We start from the raw sequence: 18,403 nt of genomic DNA, 5'->3' as shown, positions 1-18,403 counted from the left end.
ATTGTCACCCGGCCCGGGGCGTGCTCCGGTCCGCGCGCCTATCCTGTGCGGGTGCCGCTGGAGGACACACGCGCGACCGGGGGACGGACGTCGGGCACCCCCGGGTGGGTCGTGCGCGCCGGCGGACCGTCGCACGGCGGCCACGACGACGCGCACTCGGCTGCCGCACCCCTGCCGGCCGCACCCTCGCCGACCGCACCCTCGCCGACCGCACCCACGCCGCCTCCGCCGCCGCCCGAGCGGGAGCCCGAGCCGGCACCGGTCCTCGAGGCGGTGCCGATCTCCGCGCCCGAGCCGGAGCCCGCGGTCGAGGCGGCTCCCGGGCGGCGCCGTTCGCGCGTCGTGCCCGTGCTCGCGACGACCCTCGCGCTCGTCCTGATCGCCGGCGGCGCGCTGGTGGCGTACCTGTGGCGTGCGACCGACGAGTGGCGCGCGTCGAGCGCGGGCTGGGAGTCGCTCGCCGCGACCGCGGCCGCGGACCTCGAGCGGACGCGTGGCGACCTCACCGCCGCGCAGCAGGTCCTCGACGACACGCGCGAGCAGCTGAGCACCGCGCAGGAGCGGATCACCGAGCTCGCGAACGAGAAGGCCCAGCTCGGCGACGACTCGGCCGCGCAGCAGCAGCTCGTCGACTACCAGGCGCGCGTCTCCGAGGCCGCGGGCAAGGTGGCCACCGCGCTCGCCACCTGCATCGCGGGCCAGCAGCAGCTCATCACGTACATGGACAGCGCCGACGCCCACGAGCCGGGCGCGCTGCGCCGGTTCCGCGACGACGTGGACGCGCTGTGCGGCCAGGCCACCGAGGCGAACGAGCAGCTCCAGCACGAGCTCGAGCCGTGACGCGCGCGCGCCGCCCGCCCGGGGCGTGGGGGGCCGCGGCGGCCTGCGCGTCCGCGGCGCTCGCGCTCACCGGGTGCGGTGCGCTGCCGCCGCTGCCCGACCCGGTGCCGACCGCGCTGACCGTCATCGCCGAGCCGCTGCCGTCGTCGTCGCTGCCGTCGTCGTCGCCGGGCGGTGCGCTGTCGCCCGACGGCTTCGACGCCGCGATCCGCATGTCCGTGCGCATCCGCAACGTCGGCTGCGGGTCGCTGTCCACCGGGTCGGGATTCGCGATCGACGACCACACGCTCGTCACGAACCGGCACGTCGTCTCGGAGTCCGCGGCGCTCGAGATCAGCACGTACGACGGGCGGGACGTGCGCGCGCAGGCCGCGAGCTCCGCTCCGCTCGCGGACCTCGCGTTCGTCCGCACCGTCGACCCGCTGCCCGCGTTCGGCGGCCTCGCGCCGACCGACCCGGTGCCCGGCGCGTCGGTCACGATCGTCGGCTACCCGCGCGGGAGCCGGCTGACCATGACGACCGGGAACGTGATCGGAGCGACGACCGACCCCCTGAACGAGAACCTCGGTGAGGTGCTCGTGACCGACGCGCGCGTCGAGCTCGGCTCGTCCGGCTCGCCGGTGCTGGACTCGCAGGGGCGTGTCGTCGGCGTGGTCTACGCACGCGGCGAGGACGGCGCGAGCTTCGTCGTCCCGGTGAGCACGCTGCGCGAGATGCTCGACGACGAGTCGCAGGTCTCCCCGGCCCCGACCTGCACCGACTGACCGCACGGCGACCGCGGGCCGTGCACGGGGATCGTCCACGAGCGACGCCGGACGGCCCGGAGCCCTGGACCTGGTGCGCGCGAGCGCGACAGGATCGAGCACGGGCGTCGCACCGCGGCGCACCACCCGACCGCAGGAGGCAGCCATGGCACACGTCCCTCGCTTCGACCCGTCGGCGCTCGCGACCGCCGCCAACGAGACCTTCACCGTGCGCCGGGTGTTCGGCGAGGCGTACGAGCGCGACGGCGTGACCGTGATCCCGGTCGCGCGGGTGTGGGCCGCGACCGGCCTGGGCGCGGGCGACGGGGAGGGCGGCGGCGCGCTCCCGACGGGCTCGTGGGCGCGGCGCGCCCGGGACTACTGGACGCGCGGCTCGGGTGCCGACACGTGGGACGCGACGGCACCCGGCGACGAGACGGGCGGTGAGGGTGAGTCCGACGACACGGCGACGGACGGCGACCCGCACGGCGGGTACGGGGGCGGGCACGGCGGCGGCGGTGGCTACGGCGCGCACGTCAAGGCGGTCGGCGTGTTCGTCGTCGATGACGACGGCGTGCACTGGCGTCCCGCGCTGGACCTCAACCGCGTGATCCTCGGCGGGCAGCTCGTCGCCGTGGCCGCGGTCGCGTCGGTCGGCGCCGCCCTCGCGGTCACGGCCGTCGCGAAGGCCGTGTCGCACGCGGTCTCGGCGTTCGCCGACCGCTGACGGCGGTCACCCTCGAGTCGGCCGTCGCGTCCGGTCCCCCGACTCCTCGGGGCCGGATGTGACGGCCGGATGCGACGGCCGGGTGCGACGGTCGGGTGCGGTCAGGACGCGCTGCGCAGCCGCAGCTCGAGCGAGTCGACGCGCTCGGCCACGACCTCTTCCGCGGCGAGCGCGGCGTTGATCCCCGCGACCGTGCGCTCGAGCGCGGGGCGGTCGAGCCCGGCGACGAGCGTCGCGACGACCGCGAGCTCGGCCCGGCGTCCGGGCTCGACGTCGGCTCGCACCACGGCGGGGACGCCGTCGAGCGCCCGGGCGACCGCGGCGGCCACGTCGCCGGCGACCGCGCCGCCGTCGACCGCCGGGACCCACTCCTCCTGCTTGGCGAGCGCCCACACCGCGGGGCGCGGCAGCAGCGCGGTCACGGGCCCGCCCGGGTCCACGACCACGACCTCCCAGCCCTCCTGCACCGCCGACAGCGCGGCGCGCGCGACGCCCGTGGGCACGGGACGCGCGTCGGCGCGCCACGCGGTCATCGTCGACACCGACGTGAACGCCGGCAGCGCGCGCCGTCCGTCGGGCGTCTGCAGCGCCACGATGCCGGCCGACGCCTCCTTGTCGACCGTGTGCTCGTGCCCGTCGTGCACGACCACGTCCGCGAGCTCGAGCTCCGCGAGCACGGGCACCAGCACGCGCGTGCCCGCGAGCGCCGCGACGACGCCCGCGAGCGAGCCCTCACCCGTGCCGTACGCCGCGAGCGCCGCGGCGACCCCCGGGTCCGCCGAGCCGTCGTCGGATGCGAACGGCGACGAGGGCGGCAGCTCGCGGCCGGCCACGCGTCAGCCCTCCGCCGTGGGACGCCCCGCGACGTCGAGCGCCTCGGGCAGCGTGAACGCCCCCGCGTACAGCGCCTTGCCCACGATCGCGCCCTCGACGCCCTCGCCGACGAGCGTGCGCAGCACGCGCAGGTCGTCGAGGCTCGAGATGCCGCCCGACGCGACCACGGGCGCCTGCGTGCGCGCGCACACGTCGCGCAGGAGCTGCACGTTCGGGCCGCGCAGCGTGCCGTCCTTCGTCACGTCGGTCACGACGTAGCGCGCGCAGCCCGCGTCCTCGAGGCGCGCGAGCACCTCCCAGAGGTCGCCGCCCTCCTGCGTCCAGCCGCGCGCCGCGAGCGTCGTGCCGCGCACGTCGAGGCCGACCGCGATCTGCGCGCCGTGCGAGGCGATGACCCGCGCCGTCCACTCGGGGTCCTCGAGCGCCGCGGTGCCGAGGTTGACGCGCGTCGCGCCGGTCGCGAGCGCGCGCTCGAGCGACGCGTCGTCGCGGATGCCGCCCGACAGCTCGACCTTGACGCCCCTGCCCGCGAGCTCGGCCGTGACCTCGGCGAGCAGCGGCGCGTTCGAGCCGCGCCCGAACGCCGCGTCGAGGTCGACCAGGTGGATCCACTCGGCGCCGCCGACCTGCCAGTCGAGCGCGGCGGACAGCGGGTCGCCGTACGAGGTCTCCGAGCCGGCCTCCCCCTGCACGAGTCGGACGGCCTGCCCGTCGGCGACGTCGACGGCGGGCAGCAGCTCGAGGCGGGGGTCGGTCATGCGGGTTCGTCCTCCGGACGGGTCGGGTCGGGTCACGCGCGGGAGCGCGGGGTCAGCGCAGCGAGTCGAGCCAGTTGCGCAGCAGCTGCGCGCCCGCGTCGCCGGACTTCTCGGGGTGGAACTGGGTCGCGGACAGCGGGCCGTTCTCGACCGCCGCGACGAACCGGTCACCGTGCTCGGACCACGTCACGAGCGGCGGGGTCATGCGCTCCGTCGGCGAGTCCGTGAGCGGGAACGCGCGCGCGGCGTACGAGTGCACGAAGTAGAACCGCTCGTCGTGCAGGCCGTCGAACAGGACCGAGCCCTCGGGGGGCTCGACGGTCGCCCAGCCCATGTGCGGCACGACGTCCGCCTCGAGCCGGTCGACCACGCCGGGCCACTCCCCCAGGCCCTCGGTGCGCTTCCCGTGCTCAACGCCCTCGGCGAACATCACCTGCATGCCGACGCAGATGCCGAGGACGGGCCGGCCGCCCGCGAGGCGCCGGTCGACGACCTGGTCCCCGCCCACGCCGCGCAGCCCGGCCATCACGGCCGCGAACGCCCCGACACCGGGCACGACGAGGCCGTCGGCCTCGGCGGCGGCGGTCTTGTCGGCGGTGAGCTCGACATCGGCGCCGACGCGTGCGAGCGCGCGGACCGCGGAGCGCACGTTGCCGAAGCCGTAGTCGAGCACGACGACGCGGGGGGTGGGCACGCGCCCAGGTTACCCGCGCGTGCCCACCGACCCGCCGCGTCTACCAGCGGGCGAGACGTCGTCGGCGCGTCACCCGCAGGTGAGCGCCAGGGACGACGGCGCGTTGCCCGTCCCGACGAACCCGAACGTCGTCGACGCGCCCGGTGCGAGCGAGCCGTTGTAGGACTCGTTCGCCACGACGAGCGACGAGCCCGACCCCGTCGACCGGCCGTTCCAGACGTTCTGCACGCCCGAGCCGGACGGCAGCGTGCCGCGCACCGTCCACCCGTTGACGCCGCTCGACCCGGCCTTCACGGTGACGTTCGCCTGGAACCCGCCGCCCCACGACCCGACGAGCGCGTACGTCGCCGAGCACGAGCCGGACGAGCCGCCCGGCGGCGGCGTGGTCTGGGTCGGCGGCGGGGTGGTCTGCGTCGGCGGCTGGCCGTTGCCCGTGACCGAGAAGTCCGTCACCGCGAGACCCGTCCCGCCGATCCACGGCTCGAAGCCCGCCTGGACGCTCGTGAGGTACCAGGACGACTGCCCGTAGCCGCGCGCGAGCATGTCGTCGAAGAACGTCTTGACCGAGAAGCTCACGGAGCCGGCCGTCGAGGTGCGCACGTAGGAGACGACGTTCCAGCCGGTGTTGCCGAACCACACGTCCCACGTCGAGCCCGCGAGGTTCACGGTGGCCACCTTCGAGCCGATCGGCTGGATCGACCCCTGCCGGTTGAGCCAGATCATCAGCTCCGCGCCGTCGTTCTGGCCCGTCGTCGCGCTCGGTTGCGACCGGTGGAACCAGATGTCGTACGCCGCGTCGTACGTGCCGCTGGACGGGTACGTCATCGACACGCTCGTCTGGATCGACGCGAACCGCGAGTCGGACACCCGCACGCCGTTCGGGCCGATGACCTCGGAGCTCGAGCACGTGCCGTAGTGGCAGCCCGCGTAGATCGTCGGGTAGGACTTCGGGGCGCCGTTCGTCGCGGTCTGCCCGTCGGCGCGCGTGATGCGGAAGCCCCGGTCGTCCACCGAGATGCACTGCGTCGCGCTCGTGCCCCAGCGGTTGTTCCCGACGACGTAGCGGCCGCCCTGGACGGTCGTCGTGCCGTACTGCTCGCAGATCTCGGTGTCCGCCGCGGCCGGCCGGGCCGTCGCGAGGGTGAGCAGCGCCAGCAGCGCGGCGAGCGCGACCGAGGCGGCCAGCAGACGTGGGCTGCGACGTGGAAGTGGGCTGATTCGTGGAGCGGGGCTGAGTCGTGGACTGCGGCTCATGGAGGAGTCCTTCCGTGTGACGCCCGCCGTGCACGGTGCCCGGAGACCGGTCCCCGACGGCGGTGTCGGGGCGCGGCGGACGCTCGGACCAACAGGTCCGAGACAAGCACCGCCGCACCCCGACCGCGGGACCCGGAATCGTTTAGCGCGACGCCGCCGCGCCGTCCGCCTCGAGCACGGCCCGCAGCCGCCCGCGCGCCCGCGACAGCCGCTGTCGCGCAGCCGCGGGCGTCAGGTCGAGCACCGTCGCGATCTGGTCGCCGGTCAGCCCGTCCCACGCGTCGAGCCGCAGGATCTCCTGGTCCTGCTCCGACAGGCGCGCGAGGGCGTCCCGCACCTGCTCGCCCACCTCGCTGCCGGGCCGCTGCGCCGCACGCACGACGATCTCGTCGCGCAGCCGTCGCACCAGCGCGTCGCGCCGTCGCGCGGCCCGTGCGCCGTTCGCCAGCGTGAGCCGCGCGACCCCGATCATCCAGGCGAGCGCCTCGTCATCGTCCGACGGCACGTCGTCGCGGCGACGCCACACCGTCGCGAGCGTCTGCGAGAACACGTCCGCGGCGTCCTCCCGGTGCCGCACGCGCCGCGCGAGGTAGCCCAGCACGCGCGGCCCGAACGTCCGCACGAGCACCGTGACCCGGTCGTCCGATCGGGTCACGGCTGCGACCGGGGTCGCCGCCCGCTCGGTGCCATCGATCTCGTCTCGCGGCGCCACCAGGTCGCTGACCTGCGCACTCACCGGCCGTCCCCCGCGAGGCCGGCTCCCGCGGGGTCGAGCCCCGGGAGCTCGTCGGTCGTGGCGGGGTCGCCGTCCGCGCCGATCCGCTCGACGAAGTCCGCGACCCCGTTCGCCTCGAGGTCCTGGAGCATCGCAGCCGCGTCACCCGCGCGCACGTCGGCGACGAGCCGCTCCCGGCCCTTCCACGACTCCTCCTCCCACGCCCACCGCGTCGCCTCGAGCGCCGCCTCCCACGCGTCGAGCGCGCGAGCGGCCGCCACGTCGTCGCCCGCCGCGCGGGCAGCGAACCACTGCGCCTGCCACGCGGCGCCCGCGACCGAGTGCAGGGAGGCCGTGATGCCGTCGGCGGACGTCACGCTCGGCTCGTCGACGGGCACGGGCAGGACGTACGCCGCGACCTCGTCCCAGGTCAGCCACGCCGGCAGCGGCTCGTGGCGCGGTGCGAGCGACGCGACCACCGCCGGGGCGTCAGGGTGCGACAGGTCGAGCATCTCGGACGTGTCGGTGCCGCTCTCGTTCCGGTACGTCACGCTGTCGACCACCAGCAGGCCGTCGGGCGTGCCGCCCGCGTGCTCGCCGGTCCACGCACCCGACGCGACCCCCGCCGCCGTGAGCGCGAGGGCCACCGCGGTACCGGTGCCCGCGACCGCCCAGCGCCGCGCGTGGCGCAGCGGCAGGCGGGTCACCGGGGCGGGAGCGCGGTCGGCCGTCGCGTGCCGGGCCACGAGCGGGGCCAGCACGTCGTCGAGGTCCGGGGCGGACCACGGGTCCGCGGCCGCGATGCGGGCGCGCAGGTCGTCGTCGGTCAGGGGCTCGTGCAGCGTCATCGTCGGTTCCTCCTGTGGTCGGTCGTCGTTCACCACAGGGATGTCCGGGTTCGCGCCGCGTGTGACACGGGACCTCGACGACCCTCTCGACACGTCGCCAGGAGGGGCGTCGGACGGGCCGCCGGTCAGCGCTTGCGACCGCGCGCGAGCGCGCGCATCGCCTGCCACCGGGACATGCCGACGCTCGTCACCACGCCCGGCACCGCGGACGCCTGCTCCGAGCCCAGCAGCAGGTCCTCGAGCACGGGCGGGGCGTCCGCGAGCACGAGCCCCGCGGGCAGCTCGTCGTCCCGTGCGCCACCGACCCACCGCGCCGCGGCGATCTGCCCCTCGCGGCGCGTCAGCAGGACGACCGGCGTCTGGCGCAGCAGCTGCGAGATTGCGGCCGCGCCCGCGTCGGCGGCGGCCGGGTCCCGCAGGACCGCGACCGCGCCCACGGGCGTCGGGACCGCGTCGATCTCGACGTGCGCGATCGCGCACGCGGCCGCGAGCGGCTCGGGTGCGGCGACCTGCGTCACGACGAGCGCGACGCTCGGGGTCTCCTGCGGGCCGTCGAGCAGGCTCGACAGGTCGTCGGGCACGACGATGCCGTCGAGCTCGTGGGGCGCTGCCGCGGCCCCGGCGGCTTCGGCCGGCTCGCTCGGCTCGTCGGGCTCGGTGCCCTCGGGGCGCGTGCCGTCCGACGCGCTCACAGCGCGCCCTTGGTCGACGGGACGCCCTCCACGCGCGGGTCGAGCTGGACGGCGAACCGCAGGGCACGCGCGAGCGCCTTGAACTGGGCCTCGACGATGTGGTGCGGGTCGCGCCCCTCGAGCACGCGCACGTGGATCGAGAACGCCGCGTGGTGCGCGATCGACTCGAGCACGTGCCGCGTCAGCGAGCCCGTGAAGTGCCCGCCGATGAGGTGGTACTCCTGGCCCTCGGGCTCCCCCGTGTGCACCAGGTACGGCCGGCCGGACACGTCGACGACGGCCTGCGCGAGCGCCTCGTCGAGCGGCACGAGCGCGTCGCCGAACCGCGAGATGCCGCGCTTGTCGCCGAGCGCCGCACGCAGCGCCTCGCCCAGGCAGATCGCGACGTCCTCGACCGTGTGGTGCGCGTCGATGTGCGTGTCGCCCGTCGCCTTGACCGTCAGGTCGATGAGCGAGTGCTTGCCCAGCGCCGTGAGCATGTGGTCGTAGAACGGCACGGTCGTCGAGATGTCCGTACGGCCCGTGCCGTCGAGGTCGAGCTCGACCACGACGTTCGACTCGCTCGTCGTGCGCTCGATGCGTGCCGTGCGGCGCGCGGGGCGCTCCGTTCCCGTCGAGGGCTCCGACGAAGTGCTCACAGTCCTGCCACCTCCACCAGGGCGTCCTTGAACGCCTGCGTCTCGTCCGGGGTCCCGACCGACACCCGCAGCCATCCCGGCGGTCCGACCTCCCGGACCAGGACTCCGCGGTCGAGCAGACCTTGCCACACCGCACGCCGGTCGTCGAAGAGGCCGAACAGCACGAAGTTCGCGTCGGAGTCCGCGACCTGCAGACCACGCCCGCGCAGCCACGCCACGAGCGCGTCCCGCTCGTCGCGCAGCGAGCCCACCTGGGCCATCAGCTCGGCCGAGTGCGCGAGCGCCGCGCGCGCGACCGCCTGCGTGACCGCCGACAGGTGGTACGGCAGCCGCACGACGCGCAACGCGTCGACGAGCGCGCGCGACGCCGCCAGGTAGCCCACCCGGGCACCCGCGAGCCCGAACGCCTTGGACATCGTGCGGCTCACCGCGAGGTGCGGGTGCTCCTCCAGGAGCTCGAGCGCCGACGGCGTGCCCGCACGGCGGAACTCGCCGTACGCCTCGTCGACCACGACGACGCAGCCGCCCGGCACCTGCGCGGCGGCGTCGAGCACCGCGCGGACGGTCTCGAGCGGCAGCGCGGTGCCCGTCGGGTTGTTGGGGCTCGCGAGCAGCACGACCGACGGCGCGTGGTCGGCGATCGCGGCCCGCGCGGCCTGCGGGTCGAGGCTGAAGTCCTCGGCTCGCCGCCCCGCGACCCACGCGGTGCTCGTGTCGCGCGCGTACTCCGGGTACATCGAGTACGTGGGCGCGAACGACAGCGCGGTCCGGCCCGGCCCGCCGAACGCCTGCAGCAGGTGCAGCATGACCTCGTTCGACCCGTTGGCGGCCCAGATCTGCTCCGCGCGCAGCACGACGCCCGACTCCGCGAGCAGGTACGCCGCGAGGTCCGTGCGCAGCGCCTCGAAGTCGCGGTCCGGGTAGCGGTTGAGCCCCCGCGCGGCGTCCGCGACGGCCGCGGCGATGTCCGCCACGACCTGCTCCGACGGCGCGTACGGGTTCTCGTTGACGTTGAGCAGCACCGGCACGTCCAGCTGAGGCGCGCCGTACGGCTCGAGCCCGGCGAGCTCGGGCCGGATCGGCAGGCGCGGCGCCCCGGGCGCGGTCGATGCTGCGGCGTCGGTCACGGGCTGGCTCACGGCGGCGATCCTAGGCCGACCGCCCACCGGAAGGTCGGCGCGGTCCACGGCGGGCACCGCGCTCAGAACCGCGCGCGCACGGCGTCGCCGTGCGCGGGCAGGCCCTCGGCGTTCGCGAACGCGACGATCCGGTCGGCCACGGCCCCGAGCGCGTCCGCGTCGTACTCGATCACCTGGACCGCGCGGACGAACGAGTGCACGCCCAGGCCGCTCGTGAAGTGCGCGCAGCCGCCCGTCGGCAGGACGTGGTTCGAGCCCGCCATGTAGTCGCCCAGCGACACGGGCGAGAACGGGCCGACGAAGATCGCCCCCGCGCTCGTGACCCGGTCCGCCACCGCCGCGGCGTCGGCCGTCTGGATCTCGAGGTGCTCCGCACCGTACGCGTTGACCACGGCGAGGCCCGCCTCGAGGTCGTCGACCAGCACCACGGCGGACTGCGTGCCGTCCAGCGCGGTGGCGACGCGCGCCCGGTGGAACGTCGACTCGACGAGGTCGACGAGCTTGGCCTCGACCGCGCCCGCGAGCTCGACGCTCGGCGTGACCAGCACGGAGGCGGCCAGCGGGTCGTGCTCGGCCTGGCTGATGAGGTCCGCCGCGACGTGCACCGGATCCGCCGTGCCGTCCGCGAGGATCGCGATCTCGGTGGGACCCGCCTCGGCGTCGATGCCGACCACGCCGCGCACCAGGCGCTTCGCGGCCGCGACGTACACGTTGCCCGGGCCCGTCACGACGTCGACCGGCTCGCACAGCACCGCGCCGTCCGTCTCGGTCTCGCCGTCCGCGCCGTACGCGAACATGCCGACCGCCTGCGCGCCGCCCACGGCGTACACCTCGTCGACGCCGAGCAGCGCGCACGTCGCCAGGACCGTCGCGTCCGGCAGGCCGCCGCGGTCCTTCTGCGGAGGGCTCGCGACCGCGAGCGCCTCCACGCCCGCCTCCTGGGCGGCGACGACGTTCATGACGACCGACGACGGGTACACCGCGAGCCCGCCCGGCACGTACAGCCCGACGCGCCGCACGGGGATCCAGCGCTGGCGCACCTGGGCGCCCGGCGCGACCTCGACCGTGAACCCGGCGGGCCGCTGCGCCGCGTGCACCTTCCGCACGCGCGCGATCGTCTCCTCCAGCGCCGCGCGGACCTGGGGGTCCAGCTGGTCGACCGCGTCCGCGAGAGCGCGAGCGGGAACCCGCAGGTGCTCGGGGCGCACGCCGTCGAACCGCTCGGCGAGGTGGCGCAGCGCGGCCGCGCCCTGCTCGCGCACCGCGTCGAGGATCGGCGCGACCTGCGCGCCCGCGTGCTCCACGTCGACCTCCGCACGGGGCAGCTCGGCGAGGAGCTCACGGCGGGACAGCGTGCGACCACGCAGGTCGATGCGGGAGATCATGCTCCGAGTCTAGGTCGCGAGCGGTCCCCGGGGCCGGGCCGTCCGGGCTCCGGTCAGGCGGCCGGCAGGCTTCTGCGGCGTCCCCGTCGGCCGCGGTCAGGGGTGGTAGCGGGCGCACCGCTCGTCGTACAGCGCCCGCCACGTGCGCACGGGCCGCCCGGCGCAGTGGTCGTCGAGCTGGTCGAGCACGACGTGCCAGCCGCCGCCGTACCCGCGCGCGGCCGCGGGGTCCAGGGCGGTGTGGACGAGCGTGAGCACGGCACCGTCGTCGTCGGGCTCGACCCGTGCCCGCAGGTGCGACGACCGCTCGCCCGGGAACGACCACGTGAGCTCCAGCACGTGCGGCGGCTCGCACGCGAGGACGTCGCCGTGCGCGACGTCCTCCGCGTCGGGACGGTCCTCGCCCATGCGCAGCTCGTACGCGCCGCCGGCCCGCAGGTCGCCGTGCAGCGCGCCGAGCCACCGTCGGGCGCGCGCGGGCTCCGTGATCGCGGACCACAGGTCGTCCGGGCTCGTCGGGTACCGGCGGCGGAACTCGACGCGGGCGCCGTCGGCGTCGACGTGCACCGTGCCGTCCGGGCCGAGGACCCCTGAGGGCGACGGGCTGGACGTCGGGCTGGGCGTCGGGGTGCTGTCGGGCGTGTGCGTGCTCATGCGTCCTCCTCGTGCGGTGCCGTGCTGGGACGTGCCGTGCTGGGACGTGCCGTGCTGGGACGTGGCGTGCTGGGTCCAGCGGCGTCGGGTCGTCCCGCGCCCTCGTCGCCGACGCGCGACGCGCGACGCCCGCGGGCGACCTCGGTCGCCAGGGCGTCGAGGCGCGGTCGCCACGCCCGCACGACCTCGTCGGCCCAGCGCCCCACCTCGTCGACCGCGTCCGGGCGCAGCGCGTACAGGCGGACCGTGCCGCGCGGACGGGACTCGACGAGACCGGCCTCGCGCAGGACCCGCAGGTGCCGGGACACCGCGGGCTGGCTGATCCCGAACTCCGCACCGACGGCCGCCGCGAGGTCGCCCGCGGGCTGCTCGCCCGCACCGACGAGCTCGACGAGGCGCCGGCGGACCGGGTCACCGAGAGCGTCCATCGGGTGCATGACGACCATGCTTGCGCACCGCGTTATATAACGCAAGGGTTAGATAAAGGGTGTCACGCCGAGCGTGCCGCACACTGGGCACGTGAGCCACCCCGACGAGCCGATCCGCCTCGGCCAGTTCCTCAAGCTCGTGAACCTCGCCGAGTCCGGCGGGCACGCCCGCGCACTCCTCGACGACGGCGCCGTCACGGTCAACGGCGAGCCCGAGACGCGCCGCGGCCGCCAGCTGCGCGCCGGCGACGTCGTCGAGGTCGACCTGCCCGGCGGCGTGCAGCGCGTGACCGTCGAGCTCTGAGCGGGCCCCCTCAGCCCGTCAGGCAGCCCGGTCCGAGCAGGGCCTTGAGGTCGCCGAACAGCGAGGGGTTGCGGGTCACGCGCAGGCCGTCGTCGAGCCGCATGACCGTCGCGCGGCCGGGCTGCGTGAGGCGCAGGTGCACCTCCGTGACGCCCGGGTGCGTCGTGAGCACCTCCTTGAGGCGCTCCACCACGGGCTGCGTGCAACGCGCCACGGGCAGCGTCACGACGACGGGCGCGTCCGCAGCCACGTTGACGTCCGGCAGCGTGACCTCCATCGCCTGCAGCTGCATCGTCTCGTCGCGCCGCCGCACGCGGCCCTTGACCACGACGACCGCGTCCTCCGCCAGCACGGTCGAGTACGCCACGTAGGTCTCGCCGAAGAACATGACCTCGACGGAGCCCTCCAGGTCCTCGAGCGTGACCGCGGCCCACGCGTTGCCCTGCTTGGACATCTTGCGCTGCAGGCTCGTGATGAGCCCCGCGACGACGACCGTCGAGCCGTCCGGCCGCAGCTCGTCGGCGTTGAGCGTCGCGATCGACACGTCCGCCGCCTGCGCGAGGACGTGCTCGAGCCCCGACAGCGGGTGGTCGGAGACGTACAGGCCGAGCATCTCGCGCTCGAACGCGAGCCGCTGCTTCTTGTCCCAGTCGGGCAGGTCCGGGATCGCGACCTGGAAGCCGGCCTCGTCCTCGCCCCCGAACACGTCCGCGAACAGGTCGAACTGACCCTCGGCCTCCTTGCGCTTGACGCCGATGACCGCGTCGACCGCCTGCTCGTGGATGAGCAGGAGCGCCTTGCGCGGGTGCCCGAGCGAGTCGAACGCGCCCGCCTTGACGAGCGACTCGATGGTCCGCTTGTTGCACACGACCGCCGGCACCTTGTCCAGGAAGTCGGTGAACGACGTGTACGCGCCCTTCTCCTCGCGTGTGCGCACGATCGCGTCGACGACGTTCGCGCCGACGTTGCGGATCGCCGTGAGGCCGAACCGGATGTCGACACCGACCGCCGTGAAGTTCGCGGCGGAGGAGTTCACGTCCGGCGGCAGCACCGTGATGCCCATGCGACGGCACTCGTTGAGGTACAGCGCCGACTTGTCCTTGTCGTCGCGCACCGACGTCAGCAGCGCCGCCATGTACTCGGCCGGGTAGTGCGCCTTGAGGTACGCGGTCCAGTACGAGACGAGCCCGTACGCCGCGGTGTGCGCCTTGTTGAACGCGTAGTCCGCGAACGACTCGAGCACGTTCCACAGCGCCTGCTGCGCGTCCTTCGAGAAGCCCCGCTCGGTCATGCCCGCGAAGAAGTCCGCCTGCTGCTTGTCGAGCTCGGACTTCTTCTTCTTGCCCATGGCACGGCGCAGCACGTCGGCCTGACCGAGCGTGAAGCCGGCGACCTTCTGGGCCGTGGCCATGACCTGCTCCTGGTACACGATCAGGCCGTAGGTCTGGCCGAGGATCTCCGCGAGCGGCTCCTCCAGCTCGGGGTGGATGGGCGTGATCTCCTGCTGGCCGTTCTTGCGCAGCGCGTAGTTCGTGTGCGAGTTCACGCCCATCGGGCCGGGGCGGTACAGCGCGAGGACGGCGGAGATGTCCTCGAAGTTGTCGGGCTTCATCAGGCGCAGCAGCGAGCGCATCGGGCCGCCGTCGAGCTGGAACACCCCGAGCGTGTCGCCGCGCGCGAGCAGCTGGTAGCTCTCGGCGTCGTCGAGCTCGAGGTCCTCCAGGACCAGCGGGTCCTTGCCGTTCATCACGATGTTCTCGAGCGCGTCGTCGAGGATCGTGAGGTTGCGCAGCCCCAGGAAGTCCATCTTGATCAGGCCGAGGCCCTCACACGTGGGGTAGTCGAACTGCGTGATCACCGCGCCGTCCTGCGGTCGGCGCATGATCGGGATGATGTCGATCAGCGGGTGGCTCGACATGATGACGCCGGCCGCGTGCACACCCCACTGCCGCTTCAGGCCCTCGATGCCCTTGGCGAGCTCGACGACACGCTGCGCGTCCGGGTCCGCGGCGTGGACCTGCCGGAACTCCTCCGCCTCGTGGTACCGCTTGTCGGTCGGGTCGAAGATGCCCGTGAGGCTGATGTCCTTGCCCATGATCGCGGGCGGCATCGCCTTCGTGAGCTTCTCGCCCATCGCGAACGGGAAGCCCAGCAGGCGCGAGGAGTCCTTGAGGGCCTGCTTGGCCTTGATCGTGCCGTACGTGACGATCTGCGCGACACGGTCCTCGCCGTACTTCTCGGTGACGTACTTGATGACCTCGCCGCGACGACGCTCGTCGAAGTCGACGTCGAAGTCGGGCATCGAGACGCGGTCCGGGTTGAGGAACCGCTCGAAGATCAGGCCGTGACGCAGCGGGTCGAGGTCCGTGATGCGCATCGCGTACGCGGCCATCGAGCCGGCACCCGAGCCACGACCCGGCCCGACGCGGATGCCGTTGTCCTTGGCCCAGTTGATGAAGTCGGCGACGACGAGAAAGTACCCCGGGAAGCCCATCTGCGTGATGACGCCGGTCTCGTAGTCGGCCTGCTTGCGCACGTCGTCGGGGATGCCGCCGGGGTACCGCTCGTGCAGCCCCTTCTCGACCTCCTTGACGAACCAGCTCGTCTCGTCCTCCCCCGCCGGGACGGGGTAGTTCGGCATGTAGTTCGCCCTGGTGTTGAACGACACCTCGCACTGCTCGGCGATGCGCAGCGTGTTGTCGCACGCCTCCGGCAGCTCGGCCCAGATGCGGCGCATCTCCTGCGCCGACTTCACGTAGTAGCCCGACCCCTCGAACGCGAACCGGTTGCCGCCCTGCTCGTACGTCGGCTCGGTGAGCGCCGAGCCCGAGTTGATCGCGAGCAGCGCCTCCTGCGACGACGCGTCCTCCTCGGTCACGTAATGCAGGTCGTTCGTTGCCACCAGGGGCGCGCCGATCGACTCCGCGAGCCGCAGGAGGTCCTTGAACACGCGCGTCTCGATGTCGAGCCCGTGGTCCATCAGCTCGACGTAGAAGTAGTCCTTGCCGAAGATGTCCTGCAGCTCGCCCGCGGCCCGCACCGCCTCGTCCCACTGCCCGAGGCGCAGGCGCGTCTGCACCTCGCCCGACGGGCAGCCCGTGGTCGCGATCAGCCCGCTGCCGTACCGCTGGAGCAGGTCGCGGTCCATGCGCGGCCACTTGCCCATCTGGCCCTCGAGCGAGGCGAGCGAGCTCGCCCGGAACAGGTTGAGCAGGCCCTCGTTGTTGCGGGCCAGCAACGTCATGTGCGTGTAGGAGCCGCGCGCGGAGACGTCGTCGCTCTCCTGGCCCTGCTGGCCGAACCGCACGCGCGTCTGGTCGAACCGGCTCGTGCCGGGCGTCACGTACGCCTCGACCCCGATGATCGGCTTGATCCCCGCCGAGGTGGCCTTGGACCAGAAGTCGAACGCGCCGAAGAGGTAGCCGTGGTCCGTCGTCGCGATCGCGGTCTGGCCCAGCCGCTCGACCTCCTGGAACAGCTGAGGCAGCCGAGCGGCACCGTCGAGCATCGAGTACTCGGTGTGCACGTGGAGGTGGACGAAGGACGGGTCCTGCACTGCTGCTCCGGCTGCCACGGAGCGAGTCTAGGTCGCCGCGGGGACAGCCCCGGCCCGACTCAGCGGTAGCCGGCGGAGATCACGTCGAGTGCGCGCTGCAGGTCGTCCGGGTACCGGCTCTCGACCTCGAGCCACTGCCCCGTGCCGGGATGCTCGAAGCCCAGGCGGACCGCGTGCAGCCACTGCCGCTCGACGCCCGCACGCTTCGCGAGCGCGGGGTCCGCGCCGTACGTCAGGTCGCCCACGCACGGGTGCCGCAGCGCCGAGAAGTGCACGCGGATCTGGTGCGTGCGCCCCGTCTCGAGATGCACCTCGACGAGTGACGCGGCCGGGAACGCCTCGAGCAGCTCGTAGTGCGTGACCGACGGCTTGCCGCCCGCGACCACCGCGAACTTCCAGTCCTGGCTCGGGTGCCGTCCGATGGGCGCGTCGATCGTGCCCGACGTCGGCTCCGGGTGGCCCTGCACGAGCGCGTGGTAGACCTTGTCGACCGCGCGCTCCTTGAACGCGCGCTTGAGCGCGGTGTACGCGTGCTCGCTCTTGGCCACGACCATCAGCCCGCTCGTGCCGACGTCGAGGCGGTGCACCACGCCCTGCCGCTCCGACGCGCCGGACGTCGAGATCCGGTAGCCCGCCGCGGCCAGCGCGCCGACGACCGTCGGCCCGGTCCAGCCCGGCGACGGGTGCGCAGCGACGCCCACCGGCTTGTCCACCACGACCACGTCGTCGTCGTCGTGCACGATCGCCATGCCCGGCACGGGCTCGGGCACGACCTCGGGTGCCACGGGGGCCGCCGACGGGATCTCGACCTCGAGCCAGGCGCCGGCGGCGAGCCGGTCGGACTTGCCGACCTCACGTCCGTCGACCCGCACGCCGCCCGCCTCCGCGATCTCCGCCGCGCGCGTGCGCGACAGGCCGAGCAGGCGCGACAGGCCGGCGTCGACCCGCTCACCCGCGAGCCCGTCGGGCACCGGCAGGCTCCGCACGTCAGCCACGGGCACGCTCCGCCTCGTCCGCCGCGTCCGACCCGTGGTCGTCGGACGGGCTCTCGGCCGGGCTCTCGGCCGGGCTCTCGGGCCCGTGACGGTCGGACTCGTGGTGATCGGACTCCCGCGTGCCGTCGACGCGGATGCCGCGCGCCACGAGCAGCACGACGAGCCCGGCGGCGACGACGATCGCGATGTCGGCGACGTTGCCCACGAACCAGTCGAGGTACGCGATGAAGTCGATGACGCGCCCGCGCGCGAAGCCGGGCTCACGCACGAGCCGGTCCACGAGGTTGCCGACCGCACCGCCGAGCAGCAGACCGAGCGCGACCGCCCACGCGGTCGAGCCGATCCGCTGCGCGACGCGCACGATGACGACGACGACCACGACGGCGACGAGCGTCAGCACCCACGTCATGCCCTCGGCGATCGACAGCGCGGCGCCCTCGTTGAACACGAGCTGCAGGCCGAGCAGCGAGCCGAGCACGTCGCGGCGTTCACCGTCGAGCGCGTTCAGCGCCCACGCCTTGGTGAGCTGGTCGACGACGAGGACGCCCGCGGCGAGGCCGAGCAGCAGCGCGAGCAGCCGGCGGCGTCGCGTCGGCGCGTCGGTCACGGGCGCGACCCTCACGCCTGCGTCGACGGTGGGCTCGTCCGGGAGGTCCCCGTCGGGGAGGGTGGAAGGCACCGCAGGAGTCTACGGGCGCCCGGTCCTTGCGGACGCGCGCCCGACGGACGACGCGTCAGCGCCGCTCCTCACGCTGCTTGCACTCGACGCACAGCGTGGCGCGCGGGAAGGCCTGCAGGCGTGCCTTGCCGATCGCCTTGCCGCACGACTCGCACGTCGCGAACGTGCCCGCGCTGATCCGTGCGAGAGCGTGCTGCGTCTGGCCCAGCATGTCGCGCGTGTTGTTGACGAGCGTGAGCTCCTGCTCGCGCTCGAGCGCCGACGAGCCGGAGTCGGCCTGGTCGTCGCCGGCGCCGTCGCCCGAGTTGCGCAGGAGGTCGGACAACTCGGCGTCCGCCGCGGCCAGCTCGCCTGTGAGCCGGTCGACGTCGGAGACCAGGTCGTCGGCGACGTCCTTGACCTCGCGCGCGGTCCACGGCTTCTCGCCGTCACGGACCGGGAAGAGCTTGGCGAGCCGCGAGAGCTCCTTGGTGTCGTCAGGAACGACGACCGTGCTGCTGAGCGAGTCGTTCACCACTGC

At 74.2% G+C, this 18,403-nt stretch carries 20 protein-coding genes; 4 read left to right on the top strand and 16 right to left on the bottom strand.

The features are described from left to right. The first annotated feature begins 51 nt into the window (after window positions 1–51). The 3 genes from F1D97_RS10370 (at window position 52) to F1D97_RS10360 (ending at window position 2,310) form a co-directional block, all read left to right on the top strand. Window positions 52–840 carry a hypothetical protein gene (locus F1D97_RS10370; RefSeq protein WP_236120445.1) on the top strand — a complete coding sequence of 263 codons (789 nt, stop codon included), beginning with the start codon at window positions 52–54 and terminating at the stop codon, window positions 838–840. Further along, on the top strand, window positions 837–1,604 hold the full coding sequence (locus tag F1D97_RS10365) for a S1 family peptidase (protein ID WP_236120444.1): 768 nt from the start codon (window positions 837–839) through the stop codon (window positions 1,602–1,604). The genes F1D97_RS10370 and F1D97_RS10365 overlap by 4 nt, the downstream gene beginning before the upstream one ends. Window positions 1,605–1,749: 145 nt before the next feature. Continuing rightward, window positions 1,750–2,310: a hypothetical protein gene (locus F1D97_RS10360; protein WP_236120443.1), complete on the top strand. Its 561-nt coding sequence runs from the start codon at window positions 1,750–1,752 to the stop codon at window positions 2,308–2,310. A 101-nt stretch (window positions 2,311–2,411) separates the two neighbouring features. Here F1D97_RS10360 and F1D97_RS10355 read toward each other — a convergent pair whose 3' ends face one another. The 12 genes from F1D97_RS10355 to F1D97_RS10300 form a co-directional block, all read right to left on the bottom strand. After that, window positions 2,412–3,143: an SseB family protein gene (locus tag F1D97_RS10355; RefSeq protein ID WP_236120442.1), complete on the bottom strand. Its 732-nt coding sequence runs from the start codon at window positions 3,141–3,143 to the stop codon at window positions 2,412–2,414. 3 nt (window positions 3,144–3,146) lie between these two features. After that, window positions 3,147–3,902 (bottom strand): bifunctional 1-(5-phosphoribosyl)-5-((5-phosphoribosylamino)methylideneamino)imidazole-4-carboxamide isomerase/phosphoribosylanthranilate isomerase PriA, encoded by a 756-nt coding sequence (priA, locus tag F1D97_RS10350; protein WP_236120441.1) that lies wholly within the window; start codon window positions 3,900–3,902, stop codon window positions 3,147–3,149. A gap of 52 nt (window positions 3,903–3,954) precedes the next feature. After that, on the bottom strand, window positions 3,955–4,596 hold the full coding sequence (gene hisH, locus F1D97_RS10345; protein ID WP_236120440.1) for an imidazole glycerol phosphate synthase subunit HisH: 642 nt from the start codon (window positions 4,594–4,596) through the stop codon (window positions 3,955–3,957). Between the two features lie 69 nt (window positions 4,597–4,665). Beyond that, entirely contained in the window at window positions 4,666–5,850 is a 1,185-nt protein-coding gene (locus F1D97_RS10340; protein ID WP_236120439.1) for a GH12 family glycosyl hydrolase domain-containing protein, read from the bottom strand. Window positions 5,851–5,992: 142 nt separating this feature from the next. Then, window positions 5,993–6,505: an RNA polymerase sigma factor gene (locus F1D97_RS10335; RefSeq protein WP_236120438.1), complete on the bottom strand. Its 513-nt coding sequence runs from the start codon at window positions 6,503–6,505 to the stop codon at window positions 5,993–5,995. A 77-nt stretch (window positions 6,506–6,582) separates the two neighbouring features. Further along, entirely contained in the window at window positions 6,583–7,413 is an 831-nt protein-coding gene (locus tag F1D97_RS10330) for a hypothetical protein (protein ID WP_236120437.1), read from the bottom strand. Between the two features lie 125 nt (window positions 7,414–7,538). Next, window positions 7,539–8,105, bottom strand: a complete 567-nt coding sequence (locus F1D97_RS10325) for a hypothetical protein (RefSeq protein WP_317618850.1) — start codon at window positions 8,103–8,105, stop codon at window positions 7,539–7,541. Further along, the gene (hisB, locus tag F1D97_RS10320) at window positions 8,102–8,743 is read right to left on the bottom strand and encodes an imidazoleglycerol-phosphate dehydratase HisB (RefSeq protein WP_236120436.1); all 642 of its coding nucleotides are present in this window, start codon (window positions 8,741–8,743) and stop codon (window positions 8,102–8,104) included. The genes F1D97_RS10325 and hisB overlap by 4 nt, the downstream gene beginning before the upstream one ends. After that, on the bottom strand, window positions 8,740–9,882 hold the full coding sequence (locus F1D97_RS10315) for a histidinol-phosphate transaminase (protein ID WP_236120435.1): 1,143 nt from the start codon (window positions 9,880–9,882) through the stop codon (window positions 8,740–8,742). The genes hisB and F1D97_RS10315 overlap by 4 nt, the downstream gene beginning before the upstream one ends. Before the next feature lie 62 nt (window positions 9,883–9,944). Continuing rightward, window positions 9,945–11,267 carry a histidinol dehydrogenase gene (gene hisD, locus F1D97_RS10310; protein ID WP_236120434.1) on the bottom strand — a complete coding sequence of 441 codons (1,323 nt, stop codon included), beginning with the start codon at window positions 11,265–11,267 and terminating at the stop codon, window positions 9,945–9,947. Between the two features lie 96 nt (window positions 11,268–11,363). Further along, window positions 11,364–11,921, bottom strand: a complete 558-nt coding sequence (locus F1D97_RS10305) for an SRPBCC family protein (RefSeq protein WP_236120433.1) — start codon at window positions 11,919–11,921, stop codon at window positions 11,364–11,366. After that, a complete protein-coding gene (locus F1D97_RS10300; RefSeq protein WP_236120432.1) occupies window positions 11,918–12,358 on the bottom strand; it encodes an ArsR/SmtB family transcription factor in 441 nt (146 codons plus the stop codon). Before F1D97_RS10300 ends, F1D97_RS10305 begins: the two co-directional genes overlap by 4 nt. 82 nt (window positions 12,359–12,440) lie before the next feature. Between F1D97_RS10300 and F1D97_RS10295 the strand changes: the two genes are divergently transcribed. Next, window positions 12,441–12,653 (top strand): RNA-binding S4 domain-containing protein, encoded by a 213-nt coding sequence (locus F1D97_RS10295; RefSeq protein WP_236120431.1) that lies wholly within the window; start codon window positions 12,441–12,443, stop codon window positions 12,651–12,653. Between the two features lie 10 nt (window positions 12,654–12,663). Here F1D97_RS10295 and dnaE read toward each other — a convergent pair whose 3' ends face one another. From dnaE to F1D97_RS10275, 4 genes are read right to left on the bottom strand one after another with little or no spacing between them, the layout of a single operon-like run. Next, the gene (dnaE, locus tag F1D97_RS10290; RefSeq protein WP_255701571.1) at window positions 12,664–16,227 is read right to left on the bottom strand and encodes a DNA polymerase III subunit alpha; all 3,564 of its coding nucleotides are present in this window, start codon (window positions 16,225–16,227) and stop codon (window positions 12,664–12,666) included. 41 nt (window positions 16,228–16,268) lie between these two features. Continuing rightward, on the bottom strand, window positions 16,269–17,204 hold the full coding sequence (locus F1D97_RS10285) for an RluA family pseudouridine synthase (protein ID WP_236120430.1): 936 nt from the start codon (window positions 17,202–17,204) through the stop codon (window positions 16,269–16,271). Then, window positions 17,197–17,883: a signal peptidase II gene (locus F1D97_RS10280; protein ID WP_396022511.1), complete on the bottom strand. Its 687-nt coding sequence runs from the start codon at window positions 17,881–17,883 to the stop codon at window positions 17,197–17,199. Before F1D97_RS10280 ends, F1D97_RS10285 begins: the two co-directional genes overlap by 8 nt. Window positions 17,884–17,938: 55 nt before the next feature. Further along, window positions 17,939–18,400 carry a TraR/DksA family transcriptional regulator gene (locus F1D97_RS10275; RefSeq protein WP_236120429.1) on the bottom strand — a complete coding sequence of 154 codons (462 nt, stop codon included), beginning with the start codon at window positions 18,398–18,400 and terminating at the stop codon, window positions 17,939–17,941. Between the last annotated feature and the right edge of the window lie 3 nt (window positions 18,401–18,403).

This window comes from Cellulomonas palmilytica, assembly GCF_021590045.1.
GTDB classification, from domain to species: domain Bacteria; phylum Actinomycetota; class Actinomycetes; order Actinomycetales; family Cellulomonadaceae; genus Cellulomonas; species Cellulomonas palmilytica.
Note: the sequence above shows the minus strand (reverse complement) of the source record. Positions and strands in the feature narration are given on the sequence as shown.